Annotated in this window: 11 protein-coding genes; 2 read left to right on the forward strand and 9 right to left on the reverse strand. The window is 58.9% G+C overall.

What is annotated here, in order from left to right; translation table 11 throughout:
- Nucleotides 1–42: 42 nt before the first annotated feature.
- The 4 genes from BN1969_RS08695 to BN1969_RS08710 form a co-directional block, all read right to left on the reverse strand.
- Nucleotides 43–861, reverse strand: a complete 819-nt coding sequence (locus tag BN1969_RS08695) for an ABC transporter permease (RefSeq protein WP_082203552.1) — start codon at nucleotides 859–861, stop codon at nucleotides 43–45.
- Nucleotides 840–2,003: a betaine/proline/choline family ABC transporter ATP-binding protein gene (locus tag BN1969_RS08700; RefSeq protein WP_050623946.1), complete on the reverse strand. Its 1,164-nt coding sequence runs from the start codon at nucleotides 2,001–2,003 to the stop codon at nucleotides 840–842. Before BN1969_RS08700 ends, BN1969_RS08695 begins: the two co-directional genes overlap by 22 nt.
- 194 nt (nucleotides 2,004–2,197) lie before the next feature.
- Nucleotides 2,198–2,914 (reverse strand): response regulator, encoded by a 717-nt coding sequence (locus BN1969_RS08705; protein WP_050623947.1) that lies wholly within the window; start codon nucleotides 2,912–2,914, stop codon nucleotides 2,198–2,200.
- A complete protein-coding gene (locus BN1969_RS08710) occupies nucleotides 2,907–5,573 on the reverse strand; it encodes an ATP-binding protein (protein ID WP_050623948.1) in 2,667 nt (888 codons plus the stop codon). Before BN1969_RS08710 ends, BN1969_RS08705 begins: the two co-directional genes overlap by 8 nt.
- Before the next feature lie 288 nt (nucleotides 5,574–5,861).
- On the opposite strand from BN1969_RS08710, the gene BN1969_RS08715 reads away from it, so the two are divergent.
- Both BN1969_RS08715 and BN1969_RS08720 read left to right on the forward strand, forming a co-directional pair.
- On the forward strand, nucleotides 5,862–7,226 hold the full coding sequence (locus BN1969_RS08715) for a TrkH family potassium uptake protein (protein ID WP_050623949.1): 1,365 nt from the start codon (nucleotides 5,862–5,864) through the stop codon (nucleotides 7,224–7,226).
- 19 nt (nucleotides 7,227–7,245) lie between these two features.
- Nucleotides 7,246–7,893: a potassium channel family protein gene (locus BN1969_RS08720; RefSeq protein ID WP_050623950.1), complete on the forward strand. Its 648-nt coding sequence runs from the start codon at nucleotides 7,246–7,248 to the stop codon at nucleotides 7,891–7,893.
- A gap of 240 nt (nucleotides 7,894–8,133) precedes the next feature.
- Here BN1969_RS08720 and BN1969_RS08725 read toward each other — a convergent pair whose 3' ends face one another.
- The 5 genes from BN1969_RS08725 to BN1969_RS08745 all read right to left on the reverse strand — a co-directional run bounded on the left by BN1969_RS08725 (nucleotide 8,134) and on the right by BN1969_RS08745 (nucleotide 15,724).
- A complete protein-coding gene (locus BN1969_RS08725; RefSeq protein WP_082203664.1) occupies nucleotides 8,134–10,143 on the reverse strand; it encodes a DUF4118 domain-containing protein in 2,010 nt (669 codons plus the stop codon).
- Between the two features lie 7 nt (nucleotides 10,144–10,150).
- Nucleotides 10,151–11,047 carry a hypothetical protein gene (locus tag BN1969_RS08730; protein ID WP_050623952.1) on the reverse strand — a complete coding sequence of 299 codons (897 nt, stop codon included), beginning with the start codon at nucleotides 11,045–11,047 and terminating at the stop codon, nucleotides 10,151–10,153.
- A 129-nt stretch (nucleotides 11,048–11,176) separates the two neighbouring features.
- On the reverse strand, nucleotides 11,177–11,845 hold the full coding sequence (gene kdpC, locus BN1969_RS08735) for a potassium-transporting ATPase subunit KdpC (protein WP_050623953.1): 669 nt from the start codon (nucleotides 11,843–11,845) through the stop codon (nucleotides 11,177–11,179).
- A gap of 14 nt (nucleotides 11,846–11,859) precedes the next feature.
- Nucleotides 11,860–13,923: a potassium-transporting ATPase subunit KdpB gene (gene kdpB / locus BN1969_RS08740; RefSeq protein ID WP_050623954.1), complete on the reverse strand. Its 2,064-nt coding sequence runs from the start codon at nucleotides 13,921–13,923 to the stop codon at nucleotides 11,860–11,862.
- Between the two features lie 16 nt (nucleotides 13,924–13,939).
- Nucleotides 13,940–15,724 (reverse strand): potassium-transporting ATPase subunit KdpA, encoded by a 1,785-nt coding sequence (locus BN1969_RS08745; RefSeq protein WP_050623955.1) that lies wholly within the window; start codon nucleotides 15,722–15,724, stop codon nucleotides 13,940–13,942.
- Nucleotides 15,725–15,748 lie beyond the last annotated feature (24 nt).

Raw genomic sequence — 15,748 nt, forward strand, 5'->3', positions numbered from 1 at the left:
CTTATTTTGAATTTTAAAATCAAGAGATCAGCCCAGATAGGCTCAGGCAATGATGGCGGCATAGGATGCCGCGGAGACAGCGACCAGGGCAAAGCACAGCCCGCCTGCCACTGCCTTGCGGCGGGTCCGGACAGCTTTGCTGAGGTTTTTGATCTGGTCCTGAGGCAGCAGCCCCTCGCTGGTGAGGGCCCGTTCCACGCGGCCCAGGAGGTAATCCAGAGTGAGGGCCATCACAGCGGAGGCGACCGCCCCCATGACAGTCATAGGATAATTGAGGGAGTTCATACCCAGCATAATGAACCAGCCCAGTCCGTTGGCTCCGGCGAAAGCGGCGATGGTCATGGTGCCTACCGCACCCACGGCAGCGATACGGATGCCGGACATGATATAGGGCGTGGCCATGGGCAGCTCCACTCGGCCCAGCTGCTGCATGCGGGTCAGTCCGATGCCCCGTGCCACCTCGAGGGAGACAGGAGAGATGCTGGAGATCCCGGTGTAGGTGTTTTTCAGAATGGGGAGGAACGCATAGACAAACACCATGAAGATAGCCAGTGTCTCACCGACGCCCAGAAAGGGGATCCCCATGGCAAGCAGGGCCATACAGGGGATGGACTGCATCACATTGGCGATGCCGATGACCACGCTGGAGACCTTTTTGCTTCTGGTGATGAAGATACCCAGGGGGACGGCAATGATGAGGGCCAGAACCACGGCGAAGCAGGTCATGGCCAGGTGGCGCAGGAATTCCTCCACCAGACTGTCCCACTCCTCTGCATAGATCGTCAGATAGGGAAGGAAATTCTCCGCCAGACTGTCCCACCACGATGCGGGGGACTCTATCAATGCGCTGCTGCTGCCCATATAACTCCGCTCCTTTCTCCCGCAGTATGCTCAGGGACGAACTGCCTGCTCATAGTGGCCAGCAGACTGCTCTTGGTCAAAAATCCCACAAGAGTCCGGTCGTGCTCGATCACGGGTATAATGCCGGACACATCGTAGTCGATGGTGGAGATGATCTCTTTGAGAGTGGTATCCCCCTCCACCGCGACGTAGTCATCGGAGAGGTAGGTCTCGGCGGAGCCAGAGCCGTCTTTCTCCGACATCAGCTCCTCCAGCCAGAGGACCCCCAGCAGACGGTCCCGGCCGTCTACCACCAGCAGGCTGTCCACGCCGCTCTGGCGCATGATCTGCAGAGCCTGGAGCACGGTCCGCCCCCTGGAGATGGTGATGGGACGGCGGCGCATAATGTCCCGGGCCCGGATATACTCGGGGTTGGCCCACAGACGGTTGGCACCAATAAAGTCCGTGACATACTGATTGGCGGGAGCTTTCAGGATCCGCTCCGGGGTGTCGCACTGGACGATGTGCCCTTCCTGGATAATGCAGATGCGGTCGGCCAGCTTGATCGCCTCGTCCATGTCGTGGGTGACGAATACGACAGTCTTTTTTGTTTTTTTCTGGAGCGTATGGATCTCGTCCTGCAGCTCGGCCCGGGTCATGGGATCCAGAGCGGAGAAGGGCTCATCCATCAGAACGATGGGGGGGTCCACCGCAAAGGCCCGGGCTACTCCCACGCGCTGCTGCTGCCCGCCGGACAGCTGAGAGGGGTATTGGTTGCGGTAGGTGTCCGGGTCCAGATCGACCATTCGGAGCATCTCAGTCACCCGCTCAGAGATCCGCTCGCTGGGGTAGCCGGCGATGCGCATGACCAGCGTAATATTTTCCTCCACGGTCAGATGGGGGAAGAGGCCGCCGGCCTGAACGACATAGCCCACCAGGTTGGGCAGCTGATTTGTTTTGATGCGGTCCACCGGCGTCCCATTGATGAGCAGCTTGCCCTTCTGCACATTGAGCAGCTTGTTGATGCTCTTGAGAAGAGTGGTTTTTCCACAGCCGCTGGAGCCGATGAGAACAAAAAATTCACTGTCCTGAATGGTAAGATCCACGTGGTTCAGAACGGGCCTATCTTTGTACGCCATAGACACATTTTGAAACTCAATCATAAGCGTGTCTCACGATCCCTTCTTTGTTATGGCGGTATCGTAACAGAATTTCAGTTAATGTGACCCTAGGATTCTGCCTCTGGAATTAAGAGTGTGTTAGTTCAGGCAGGGACCCACCGCCCGCTGGGAAGAAAAAGACTGCCCGCCCCCTGCAAGACGCAGGGAACGGACAGTCAGGGACGCAGGTGCAGAGGTCAGGCCTCGTCCTCCTGCTTCTGGCGGATCATGCGGTAGCCCACGCCGATGTGGGTCTGGATATACTGGGGGTGGCTGGGGTCCACCTCCAGCTTTTTGCGCAGAGTGGCCATGAAGACGCGGAGAGAGGGGGTATCCGAAAAGGCGGAGCTGCCCCAAATCTCGTTGAGGATAAAATTGTGGGTGAGGACCTTCCCGGTATTTCGGGCCAAAAGGCAGAGCAACTTGTACTCGATGGGGGTGAGATGGATCTCCACCCCATCTCGATAGGCACAGCCGGCAGCATAGTCAATCTTCAGGTTCCCGTTCTCGTAGAGGCTGGCTTCCTCACTTACCTTCTGGCTGTCATAGCGGACCCGGCGCAGGGCGACCCGGAGCCGGGCCAGGAGCTCGTCCACGGAGAAAGGTTTAGTCAGATAGTCATCGGCGCCGGCGTCCAGCGCGGCCACCTTGTCGCTGTCCTCGCTCCGGGCGGAGATGACGATGATGGGCAGGTTGCTCCAGGTGCGGACCTTTTTGATGATGTCTACCCCGTCCATGTCGGGCAGGCCCAGGTCCAGCAGCATGACGTCCGGGCGGTAAGAGAGGGCGTCCACCAGAGCACTGGCCCCTGTCTTGGCCCGATGGAACTGATAGTTCTGGGTCTCCAGAGTGGTGGCGATGAGGTTTCCCACCGCTGCGTCGTCTTCTACCATAAGAATGTGCGGCTTATTCATACATTTTTACCTCCGAGGCCCTCAGGGTGAAACGAAATACTGACCCGTGGGGCTGATGATCCTGAACTGATATCTCACCGCCGTGAGCGGTGATGATGGACCTGCACAGGGAGAGCCCCAGGCCCAGCCCCCGCCGGCCATCTCCGCGGGAGTTGTCCGCGGTATAAAACATATCAAATATTTTCTGCTTGGCGCTGTCCGCAATACCTGGACCGTCATCGGAGACCTCGACCTGCACAAAAGGACCGGCCCGGACAGCGGACAAGGAGATGTGGGAACCGGCAGGGGTGTACTTGATGGCGTTGTTGACCAGATTGATGACCACCTGGACGATGAGCCGGGCGTCCATATCCGCCATCAACAAATCGTCCTCCAGTTCTACAGAGATATGGTGCTGCTCCGCATTGCGGTCCAGATGGGACAGGGCTTCATGAAAGACCTCATCCAGAAGCTCCGGGCGGATGTTCAGAGAAACAGAGCCGTTGCCCATCCGGGTGAGGGAGAGCAGATTTTCCACCAGGTTGATGAGCCACATAGAGTCATCGTAGATGGAGCGGTACAGGTAGCGCCGCTTCTCCTCATCCAGCACGGCCCCGTTCTCCATCAGGATGCCGGCGTTCCCGGATATACTGGTCAGTGGGGTGCGCAGGTCGTGGGAGATGGCCCGCAGCAGATTGGCGCGCAGGGTCTCCTGATGGGCCAGCTCCTCGATCTGCTGCTTGGCGCGCGCCGTCAGCTCCTTTTCCAGCGCCAGTCCGCACTCGTCCAGGATGGCTACTGTCAGATTTTTTTCAAAGGAGTCCACCTTCTGAGCATTGGGGATGGCAATGCCAACCACCGCCAGCACCTTGTCAGAGCCGCGGACCGCAATGTAGAGGCATTTGGAGCTGGGAAGGGTGTGGGTGGTAGCGCCGGCGTGCTTGTTGTTGTTCCAGACCCACTCCGCCACCGCCCGCTCTGAGGAAGTGAGATATGCAGACATATCCCCGCCTTTGGAAACAGGGAACAGCATGGCCTCCTGCTCCAGTCCGTCCTCGTCGGCGGAATAGATCAGGACGTCCCGCTCCAGCAGCTTTTTCAACTGGGTGGCCGTGACCGCCAGGATCTCCCGGCTCCCCTCCGCCTTCTGGAGCTTCTGGCTGGTCTCCAGCAGGATCTCAGTGCGGTATGCCTTTTGGGCGCTCTGGATGGCCTGCCGTTTGACACGGGTGGTAAGAGAGCTGCCCAGCAGTGCTACGGTCAGCATGACGGCAAAGGTGGCGATATAGCTGGGGTCGCTCATCAAAGTAAAATAGGGGTAGGTAAAAAAGTAATTGAAGATGAAGACGGAGCACAGGGATGCCAGCAGGCTGTAGCTGTGCCCCGTGGTGGCCATGGAGATGGTGAGGACGCCCAAGATATAGACCATGATCACATTTTCAGTGGAAAAGTCCGCTCGCTGGAAGAGAAAGCCCACGGCGGTGCAGGCAGCCAGGATCAGGAGGGCCTTGAAAAGATCCCGGACGGAGAAGCGCTCCTGGAGAAGATAGGGCTGCCAGGAGTGGCGGGCGGGCCGCTGGACCTGGTCCGGGATGATGTAGATATCCAGGTCAGGAGCCAGCTCTCCCAGACGGTCCATCAGACTCTTGGCGCCCAGGAGGGGGCCGCGTTTCTGGGGACTGCGGCCCAGCACGATCTTGGAGATCCCGCTGACTTTAGCGTATTCCGCGATCTGAATGGCGGGGTCATCCCCGTAGACCGTGCTGATCCGGGCGCCCAGCTCCTCTGCAAGATGCAGATTGTTCCGTAGCTGCCGGCGTCCCTTGTCGCTCTGGCCCTGAAAGGAAGGAGTCTCCACGAAAAGCGCGGTAAAGGCGCCGTGAAATGCCTCTGCCATCCTGGCAGCAGTGCGGATGACCTTCTCGTTGGAGGGAGAGCCGGACAGGCAGATGAGAATGTGTTCCCGGGCCCTGGGGGGATATCTGTCCCCACCGGAGGGCTTCCGCTCCAGGCGGTCAGCGGTCCTGCGCAGGGAGAGCTCCCGCAGGGCGGCCAAGGTCTGCTCGGTCAAAAGGTGCCCTTCCCCTCCGCCGATGGTCCCGGCCCGCAGGCGCGCCAGAAGGTCGGAGGGCTCCAGATCGACGATCTCCACCTGGTCAGCAGAGTCAAAGACCTGGTCCGGGACGCGTTCCGGGGCGGAGAAGCCGGTGATGGAGGAGACCACATCGCTCAGGCTTTCCAGCTGCTGCACATCCATGGTGGAATAGACGTCAATGCCCGCGCGAAGCAGCTCGGCAATATCCTGGTAGCGCTTGGCGTGGCGGGCTCCCTTATTGTTGGAGTGGGCCAGCTCATCCACTAGGATCAGCTGGGGACGGCGGCGGAGGGCGCCGTCCAGGTCAAATTCGCCCTGCCCTCCACCGGGAGGGATGAGGGGCGGGAGCCGTTCCAATCCTCCGGCCAGTGCCAGGGTATCAGGATAGGCGGCGGGTGCCAGAAAGCCCAGCACAACGTCCGTGCCCGCCTCTTTTGCGCGGAGGGCGGCGTCCAGCATAGCGTAGGTCTTCCCCACTCCGGCGGCGTAGCCAAAAAAGATCTTCAGTCGGCCGGAGGACTCCTGTTCCAAAGTGTGGTCCCCAGGAGTCAGCCCGTCAGGGCGGGGCTGAGGATCAGAACGCAAGGTATCACCTCGTCTCTTGCTTGGGTCGTTTGTATATTATAGTATAACACAGGTGGTATCAGCATAACATTGGCATTTTTGACGGGGTGTAAAGATTACATTAAGGAATCTTTATTAATACAGTATTTATGCACGGAAAATTCTCTTAATCTGGCGCTAATGTCCGATGTGATATAATAAAAAATAAATGCGGGACAGCGCGTGGCCCGGCTGCCCGCCCTGCGGACAGCCGGGCCCTGGATGAACAGCCGCATAGGAACATATCAGAAGGGAACAGGAGCATGATGCATGCTGCGGGGGGATTCTGTGCCGTCTTTCAAACATGACCGTGTCACACCGGCACAAATCATTATTTTAGGATTCCTGCTGCTGATCTTTACTGGGGCAGTGCTGCTGATGCTGCCCTTTTCCACCCAGGAGCCCGGAGGGGCCTCATTTGGGGATGCGCTGTTCACCGCCACTTCCGCCACCTGTGTGACCGGACTGGTGCTCCACGATACGGCGCTTTACTGGTCACCCTTTGGGCAGCTGGTCATTCTTCTGCTGATCCAGGTGGGCGGAATGGGAGTGGTCACCATCGCGGTGGCGATTTTCATGTTTGCGGGCAAACGGATCGGGTTGAAGCAACGGTGGGTGATGCAGGAGTCCATTTCCGCCCCTCAGGTGGGCGGCATCGTGCGGATGACGGGGTTTATCCTAAAAACCGCCTTTTTGATCGAAGGGGTCGGGGCCCTGCTTCTGGCCCTGCGGTTCTGCCCGCAATTTGGTCTTGGAAGAGGACTTTGGTACGCGGTGTTTCACTCAGTGTCCGCGTTCTGCAATGCGGGCTTTGATCTTATGGGAGTAAACTCCCCGTTTTCTTCCCTCACAGACTACGTAGGCGATCCTTTGGTGAGCAATGTGATCGCTTTTCTGATCATAATTGGCGGCGTCGGCTTCCTCACCTGGAATGACATCAGGGAGCACAAGCTCCACTTTCGACGCTACCGGCTGCAGAGCAAGCTGATCCTGACCACCACGCTGGCCCTGATCCTGACAGGGCTCCTGTTCTTTCTGCTGTATGAGTTCGAACAGGGGCAGTGGGTGGACATGTCCCTGTGGGAGCGGATCAACGCCGCGTTTTTTCAGTCCGTGACACCGCGCACCGCAGGCTTCAACACAGTGGATCTGACTGGCCTGAGCCAGCCCGCCCAGCTGCTGATCATCCTGCTGATGCTGGTGGGCGGTTCACCGGGTTCCACAGCAGGCGGCTTCAAAACCACTACGCTGGCGGTGATGCTGCTGGGGATCCGGGCAGTTTTCCGCCATAAGGAGCGGCCCCAGTGCTTTGGAAGGCGCATCGCAGATGAGTCGATCCGAAACGCCTCTGCCATCTTCCTGCTTTATCTGCTCCTGTTCCTGACAGGGGGCATCCTGATCTGCTGCATAGATGGCGTACCCCTGATGGCGGCGCTGTTTGAGGCGGCGTCCGCCATTGGTACCGTTGGCCTGTCGCTTGGGATCACGCCGGAGCTCTCCGGGGCGTCCAGGATGATCCTGATTTTTTTGATGTATTTCGGGCGTGTGGGCGGCCTGACCATGATCTATGCGGTCACGGCCAAAGGCGCACCGGAGCTGTCCCAATTCCCCCAGGAGCGGGTCACCATAGGATGAGATCGGAGAGGAACAAATCATGAAGTCAGTGCTTTTGATCGGGCTGGGACGGTTCGGCCGCCATATGGCCCAGAAGCTCCGGGAACTGCACCATGAGGTAATGGCGGTGGACCGGAATGAAGAGCGGATCAACGACGCCCTGCCCTTTGTGACCAACGCACAGATCGGGGACAGCACCAGTGAGCAGTTCATTGCATCTCTGGGGGTCAGTAACTTTGACCTGTGCGTGGTAGCGATTGGAGATGACTTTCAGAGCTCCCTGGAGACCACCGCTCTGCTCAAGGAATACGGCGCTCCTTTTGTGCTCTCCCGGGCTGCCCGGGACGTCCACGCCAAATTCCTGCTGCGCAACGGTGCGGACGATGTGATCTATCCGGAGAAGCAGACGGCCTCTTGGGCCGCGGTCCGGTACAGCTCTGACCATGTGTTTGACTACATCAAGCTGACACCGGACCATTCCATCTATGAGACGGCGGTGCCGGAATCCTGGGTAGGAAGGACTGTGGTCCAGCTGGCGGTGAGGCAGAAGTACCGCATCAACATTCTGGCCATCAAGCGCAGCGGCACACTGGAGCCCCTCCCAGGCCCCAATCACACCTTTCAGTCGGATGAGACCCTGCTGATCCTGGGGGATGACCGGGACATCCAGAGATTCCTGCATGTCTGACAAGCGATACCGAACGCGGCAGGGAGGCCGGTCCGGCCCCGGAGTTCTGTTGGTCCGCAGCGGAGGGGAGTTCCCACAAAAGCTCCCTGCTTCCAGTGTTTTCGGAACTGTGACAAAATAAAAAACTTCTCCCTCTGCGTGTGTCCCTGTCCGGGGATGAGGTGGAGAGCGGGACGGCAAAATACGACCGCATGGCGCCACGGCGTCATGCGGTCGTATTTTGATGATTCTGACGCTTGTCTAGAGGCTGTCCCCCTGGGACGGTGTATCCGCTCGCCGGAGGTCAGACAGGCGCTGTTCCAGGACGATGCCGGCCTGATTCAGGATCCCGCGGATCAGATTCTGCTCAAATGCCTCGGGGAGAGGATAGTCATCGCAGGGGATGCCTACAACAGCCTGAGGCCCGCCATGGCTTCGTACTGCCAGGTAAAGGCATCTGGAATTGGGCAGGGTGTGGGTCCCTGCCCCGGCGTGCTTGTTGTTTTTACACACCCAGTCGGCCACCGCCTTCTCCTGCCCACCCGTATAGCGGGAGAGGAGATTGGACTCTGTTTCCGGATAAATGCGGGCCTGCATCAGCTGGCCGTCCGGGTCCATGGGGTAGTAGAGGATCGGCCTGTCGAGCAGCTTTCCAAGCTGAGAGACCGCGATGGCGAGCACCTCATGTTCGCCAGATGCCTGCTGGAGCAGCTGGGTGGCCTCCAAAAGGACCTCGGTGCTGTAGTTTTTCTGTACCGCCATCCTGGCCTGCGTCTTGATCCGGATGGTCAGAGAGCTGGTAAGAAAGCTGGAGAGGAACATGATAAAAAAGGTGATCACATAGCTGGGATGAGCATCCAAGCTGAAATAGGGCTCCGTAAAGAAAAAGTTGAAGGTAAGCACACTGAGCAACGAGGAGAGAATGCCATAGAGGCGGCCCTCTGTCCAGGTGGCGGTGAGAAGCACCCCCAGAATATAGACGGTGACAATATTGGTCTCTCCGAAGCCCAGACGGGAAAACAGCTCCCCCAGAAGGGTGGCTGCGGCCAAAATGCCCAGCATTTTTCCGGTGTCTTTCCAGGAGAAGGAGAGCTCCGAGGGGGCTATCTTCCATTTGGGGCGGTAGGCAGGCTGTCGGTCCGGGATAATGTAGACATCCAGATTTGGTGCCAGCTCGGTGAGCCGGTCTACCAGGGCTTTCTTGTTCCACCAGCCGCGCCGCCGGCGGTGGTTGGTGCGGCCGAGCACGATTTTGGTCACGCCGCTGGTCCTGCTGTAGTCTGCGATCTGGGCGGCGGGGTCATCACCATATACTGTGGCGATCCGCGCCCCCAGATCTTCCGCCAGCTTCAGATTGGTCCTCAGGCGCTTCCGATTTTCACCGCTGAGCTCCCTGGTATCCGGAGTCTCCACGAAGAGAGCGGTAAAATCTCCTTGAAAGGCCTCGGCCATTCGGGCGGCGGTACGGATGACTTTTGCATTGGAGGGGGCGCTGGACAGACAGACCAGGATATGGTCGCTGGGGTTGAGAAAGCCCTCCGGATGTTGCTTTCGGGCGGTGCGGTTGAGGCGGTCAGCGGTCCGGCGCAGAGCGATCTCCCGCAAAGCGGCAAGGTTCTGCTTGGAAAAGAAGTGGCCCAGGGCTTGCTGAGCCTGGGCGGCCCGGTAGACCTTGCCCTCCTCGAGCCGGGCGATCAGGTCGTCCGGCTCCACATCCACCACCTCGACTTGGTCGGCGGAGTCAAATACCCAGTCTGGGATCCGCTCGTTGACCGTTACACCGGTCAAGCTGGAAACGAGGTCGTTTAGGCTCTCCAGATGCTGAACATTGACGGTGGTGTACACATCGATCCCGGCGCGCAGCAGCTCTTCAATGTCCTGATAGCGCTTGACATGGCGGCAACCCTGTGCATTGGAATGGGCCAGCTCATCTACCAGGATGAGCTGGGGCTTGCGGGCCAGAGCGGCGTCCAGATCGAATTCCCGCAGGGTGATGCCCTTGTAGGATACGACCAGGGGAGGAAGGCACTCCAGACCTTCCACCAGTTTCATGGTGGCGGGTCTGATATGGGGCTCAATATACCCGGCCACTACGTCCACGCCCATATCTTTCATCTGGTGGGCCATCTCCAGCATGGCATAGGTTTTCCCCACGCCAGCCGCATAGCCGAAAAAGATCTTGAGCCTGCCCTGCCGGACCCGCGTTTCGTCGGGGTCGATCATTCGAATTTTTTTCAGAATTTCTTCCGGAGTTGGTCGATGTTCTTCCAAGACCATCTCACCTCCCGTGAGGGATCACAACAGGAAACAGGATCTTCAGAAATACCTTTTCCGCAGGGCCGCCCCGGATAAAGTCAAAAGTGATCTGTTTTCCGGAGGGGTCCAGGATATAAAACTGCCCCGGCTGGTTGATGATTTGGAATTCCAGCTCATCCAGCACCTGCTGAAGGGTGAGCTCCCACTCCATCATGCAGAATCCCGCTCCCTCCTGGGCAAACTCGTGGAGCCAGGCAAACTCCATGGGCTGTTCGCCGTCCCGAAGAAAAATGCGCCAGAGATGCTGCTTCTGCTCTAAAGAGAGGGCCTGGAGATAGTCGATGGGGCTGGGGTCTCCCTCCAGGGTGAGGTAGCGGTACAGACTACCGTCCTGATCCTCCAGAATCTCATTTTCGTCCAGAAAAGCTCCGGCACGGCGGTCCACAGCACAGCAGCGGGCGTTATAGCGGATCTGGCCGAGCACATCTCTGAGGCGGGCTGCATGTTCTGACGAATCCGCCTCCAGCTTTACACAGAGGCCGGAGAGCTGGTCAAAGGGCCTGCCCGACACACAGCGGGTACGGCAGAGAATTCTGTTCCCCTCCTCCAGATGGAAGGTGAGCTCCCCGGTCTCGCCGCCGGGGGCGGTGCCATACAGAGCGGTCTCCCAATGGGAGGAGAGACAGGCCATCAGCTCACGGCACTCCTCCTCCAGGTAGCTGGTATCACATGCAGAGTCCCGGTAGAGCAGGAGGAGACCTTTTGTCCCCTCCTGATACAGCAGAGAGGGGGCCGCAGTAAAAAGATCGTTGATGGTGCAGACCAGCTCCAGTGCCAAAAGTCCCGCCGGCTGACGGAGCAGAGCGCGCTCCTGCAACGGGGCGCGGTGTTCTTCCGCAGTCTGATAGGGGTACAGCATGTCATGTTCCTCCTTTTTCCTTCCTATTTGCAGCGTATGCAGAGGCAGGCTGTCAAGCTTTTGATACCCGGGCAGGCGAGCCCCGGCCGGGTGGATGCCGGCAGAGCTCGCCTGTCTCAGAGTACTTCGTTATTTGCTGACCTCGCCGATGAGGCCCAGCTCCTGGGCGATGGCCAGATTGACGCCTAGAACATTGACAGCCTCCTCGCCGAAGATGCCCAGCACCTTGTGGGTGGTGTTGGCTTCCACGATCTCTTCCAGGCGCTCCTCGCTCAGACCGGTATTCTCAGCGAGCGCGGGGATCTGGACCGCCGCAGAGGCGGGGCTGATGTGGGGGTCCAGGCCGGAGCCGGAGGCGGTCAGCAGATCGCCGGGGATGTCCCCTACGGTCAGGCTGGGGTGGCCGGACAGGAAATTGTTGATGTCGCCCTCCACGCGCTCCGCCAGGGCGGGATTGCTGTTGGCATAGTTAGCGGAGCCAGAGCTCAGGCCGGCGTACTCGCTGCCGTCATTGTAGTAGCTCACGCCATCCTCACCCACATAGTAGGTATTGTAGTGGTACTGGGAGGGACGTCCCCTCATAAACCGGGGATCGGTGAACTCCTGACCCACAAAGCGGGAGCCTACCGGCTGACCGTCCACATAGATCAAGTTGCCTCCTGCCTGTGAGGGGAAGATAAGGCTGCCCAGGCCGGTCATCAGGACAGGAAAGAGGAATCCGCAGATCAGCAGCAGGACCAGAGTGGTCACTACTGCCTGGCGGATGCTGCCCGCCGCAGAGCCTTTGCTTGTACTCATATTGAAGAACCTCCTTAGAAGCCGATGAAGCCGATCATTTCCAGCAGAGGACTGATGATCAGGTCGATGATCTTGATGCCGACAAAGGGAGTGATGATACCGCCGACGCCGTAGATCATCAGGTTACGGACCAGCATTTTGCTGGAGGACATGGGACGGTACTTGACGCCTTTCATGGCCAGAGGGATCAGGCAGGGGATGATGATGGCGTTGAAGATCAGAGCGGACAGGATCGCGCTGGTGGGCGAGGCCAGTCCCATGATGTTCAACACGCCCATCTCAGGAATGGCCAGCATGAACATGGCCGGGATGATGGCGAAGTACTTGGCGATGTCGTTGGCAATGGAGAATGTGGTCAGAGATCCGCGGGTGATCAGCAGCTGTTTGCCGATCTCCACCACCTCCAGGATCTTGGTGGGGTCGGAATCCAGATCCACCATATTGGCAGCTTCCTTGGCGGCGGTGGTGCCGGAGTTCATCGCCAGACCTACGTTGGCCTGGGCCAGAGCGGGGGCGTCGTTGGTGCCGTCGCCGGTCATAGCGACGATCTTGCCCTCGGCCTGTTCCTGCTTGATGACGGTGATCTTGTCCTCAGGCTTACACTCCGCAATGAAGCCGTCCACGCCGGCCTCCTTGGCGATGGTGGCAGCAGTCAGGGGGTTGTCGCCGGTGCACATGATGGTCTTGATCCCGATGGCGCGCAGGCGCTCAAAGCGTTCCACCATGCCGGGCTTTACGGTATCCTTCAGATAGATGACACCCAGAATGCGGCTGCCTTCACAAACAGTCAGGGGGGTGCCGCCCAGAGAGGAGACTTCGTCCACCCGTTTGCGCAGTTCGGCAGGAATTTTGCCGCCCTGGGCGGTGACGTACTTCTCGATGGCGTCGGCCGCGCCTTTGCGGATGATGGTGCCGTCGGGGAGATCCACACCGCTCATGCGGGTCTGCGCCGAGAACTCAATGAAGCTGGACTTGGGATCGTCCTCCACCTGGCAGCCCAGCTTACGGCCCAGCTCTACAGTGGACTTGCCCTCGGGAGTGCCGTCCCGCAGGGAGGTGAGGACCGCGCAGCGGATCAGCTCCTCCTTGCTGGCGCCGCCCACGGGGTAAAAATCAGCAGCCAGGCGGTTGCCGTAAGTGATCGTGCCCGTCTTGTCCAGGATCATAGTGTCCACGTCGCCGCAGGCTTCCACCGCCTTACCGGACATGGCGATGACATTGAAGCGGGTGACACGGTCCATGCCGGCGATACCGATGGCGGACAGCAGGCCGCCGATGGTAGTAGGGATCAGGCAGACCAGCAGGGCAATCAAAGTGGAGATGGGGATCTGAACATTGTTGTACACCGCAAAGGGATACATGGTGACCACCACGATCAGGAAGATGATGGTCAGGGACACCAGAAGGGTGTTCAGAGCGATCTCGTTGGGGGTTTTCTTCCGGGAGGCACCCTCTACCAGAGCGATCATGCGGTCCAGAAAGCTGTTGCCCGGCTCAGAGGTGATGCGGATCTTCAGCCAGTCAGACACAACGGTGGTGCCGCCGGTGACGGAGCAGAAGTCGCCGCCGCTCTCACGGACCACGGGGGCGGACTCGCCGGTGATGGCGGACTCATCCACCGAGGCGATGCCCTCAATGACCTCGCCGTCGTTGGGAATGATCTCGCCGGCGCTGACCAGGACCACATCGCCCTTCTTCAGCTCGCTGGAGGAGACGATGGTCTGAGTGCCATCCTCGTGGAGCAGGTGTGCCTGGGTATCCTTCTGGGTCTTTTTCAGAGAGGCCGCCTGGGCCTTGCCCCGGCCTTCAGCCACGGCCTCCGCGAAGTTGGCAAACAGAACAGTGACAAATAGGATCGCACAGACAATGATATCATAGATCCGCAGCTGCTCGGCATTGGCATCGCCGAACAAACCTGGTACGAAGGAGAGCAGCAGGGTGATGAAGAATCCGATCTCCACTACGAACATGACCGGGTTTTTCATCATGTAGCGGGGGTTCAGCTTGATAAACGCACCCTTCACCGCACCCTTCAGGATATCAGGGGTGATAAATTTTGTATTCTGCTTTTTACTCATGGTTCAAAAGCCCTCCTTAAGCCCACAGAGTCAGATGCTCTGCAATGGGGCCCAGCGCCAGCGCCGGGAAGAAGGTCAGCGCAGCGAAGATGTAAACAACGCACACCAGGCCGATGGTGAAGGTGGCGCTGTCGGTCCGCAGAGTGCCAATGGAATCGTTGACGAACTGCTTGCGCATCAGGGAACCGGCAATGGCCAGCTGGATCACGATGGACAGATAGCGGCCGAAGAACATGGCCAGACCGGCGGTGATGTTCCAGAAGTAGGAGTTGTCCGCCAGACCCTCGAAGCCGGAACCGTTGTTGGCAGCGGAAGAGGCGTACTCATACAGGACCTGGGACAGGCCATGGAAGCCGGGGTTGGTGATGCCGGCCAGACCGCCTTCGGTAGAGACCGCCAAGGCAGAGAAGGCCAGGATCAGGAAGGGGTGGATAATGATGCACAGAGCGGTGAGCTTCATCTCCCGGCCCTCGATCTTCTTGCCCAGGTACTCCGGGGTACGGCCGATCATCAGGCCAAAGATGAACACGCCGAGAATAGCATACATGATCATGTTCATCAGGCCCACGCCCTTGCCGCCGAACACCACATTGAGCATCATGTGCAGCAGGGGAATCATGCCGCCCAGGGGAGTCAGAGTATCATGCATGTTGTTGACCGTGCCGGTAGTAAAAGAGGTGGTAGTGGTGGTGAACATGGCGGACTGGGCAATACCGAAGCGGACTTCCTTGCCCTCCATGCTGCCCATGGACTGATCCAGCCCCAGTTTGGCCAAGGCCGGGTTGCCCTGGCTCTCAGACCAGTAGCAGACACTCAGGCCGATGAGGAAGATGATGCCCATGGCGAAGAAGATGGTGCGGCCCTCGGAGCCGTAGAGCTTCGCGGTGAAGCTGGGCTTGCTCACCAGTTCGCTGGTCTTGACCAGATCCTGGGTGGTGGCGCTGTGCTCACTGGAGCTGGCGGTCTTACGGCGGCGGTCTTTGACCATCTTGCCGAACATGATCACGCAGGCGCCGGGCAGGATCATCATGGAGTAGAGCTCCACCAGATCGCTGATGATGGTGGGGTTCTCAATGGGAGTAGAGGAGTTGGCACCCAGGAAGCCGCCGCCGTTGGTGCCGATGTGCTTGATGATCTCCAGCGCGGCCACGGGGCCCATGGCGATATCCTGCTGAGTCCCCTCAATGGTGGTCACCGTCACGTTGGGATCGAAATTCTGGGGGACGCCCTGCCAGATCAGGAGCATGCCGCCGATGATGGAAAGAGGGATCAGAACGCGGGTGGTCACCTTGACCAAATCAGCATAGAAGTTGCCCACGTTGTCCTTGCTCTTGCCAGCCAGTCCGCGGACAAAGGCGATGCAGGCGGCGTAGCCAGTGGCGGCGGACACGAACATCATGTAAGTGATGACCAGCATCTGGCTGAGATAGGACAGGCCGGACTCACCGGAGTAGTGCTGTAAGTTGGTGTTGGTCATGAAGGAGATGATCGTGTTGAAGGACAGGGTCTCCTCCATCGCGCCGATGCCGTTGGGGTTGAAGATGGGAAGAAACTGAATTCTCAGGACCAGATAGCCGACAAACACCATCACGGCGTTGGTCAGCAGAAGAGCCAGCGCATACTGCTTCCAGTTCATGCCCTTGTCGGGATGAATGCCGCACACCTTGAAGATCCCGCCGTCCACCCGGTCGAACACCGGATCGGCGAAGGTGCGCTGGCCGGAAGCAATATGATACAGATAGTTCCCGATTGGGATGACAATGATCATGAAGATGATCACTGTTAGGACAAGCTGTAACATATGTGTTGTTCCTCCTGTGCGAAA

The organism is Clostridium phoceensis, assembly GCF_001244495.1.
Classification (GTDB): domain Bacteria; phylum Bacillota; class Clostridia; order Oscillospirales; family Oscillospiraceae; genus Lawsonibacter; species Lawsonibacter asaccharolyticus.

Coding starts and splice junctions, on each gene's coding strand:
- BN1969_RS08695 (WP_082203552.1), bottom strand. CDS start 861: ATGGGCAGCAGCAGCGCATTGATAGAGTCCCCCGCATCGTGGTGGGAC.
- BN1969_RS08700 (WP_050623946.1), bottom strand. CDS start 2,003: ATGATTGAGTTTCAAAATGTGTCTATGGCGTACAAAGATAGGCCCGTT.
- BN1969_RS08705 (WP_050623947.1), bottom strand. CDS start 2,914: ATGAATAAGCCGCACATTCTTATGGTAGAAGACGACGCAGCGGTGGGA.
- BN1969_RS08715 (WP_050623949.1), top strand. CDS start 5,862: ATGCTGCGGGGGGATTCTGTGCCGTCTTTCAAACATGACCGTGTCACA.
- BN1969_RS08720 (WP_050623950.1), top strand. CDS start 7,246: ATGAAGTCAGTGCTTTTGATCGGGCTGGGACGGTTCGGCCGCCATATG.
- BN1969_RS08730 (WP_050623952.1), bottom strand. CDS start 11,047: ATGCTGTACCCCTATCAGACTGCGGAAGAACACCGCGCCCCGTTGCAG.
- kdpC (WP_050623953.1), bottom strand. CDS start 11,845: ATGAGTACAAGCAAAGGCTCTGCGGCGGGCAGCATCCGCCAGGCAGTA.
- kdpB (WP_050623954.1), bottom strand. CDS start 13,923: ATGAGTAAAAAGCAGAATACAAAATTTATCACCCCTGATATCCTGAAG.
- BN1969_RS08745 (WP_050623955.1), bottom strand. CDS start 15,724: ATGTTACAGCTTGTCCTAACAGTGATCATCTTCATGATCATTGTCATC.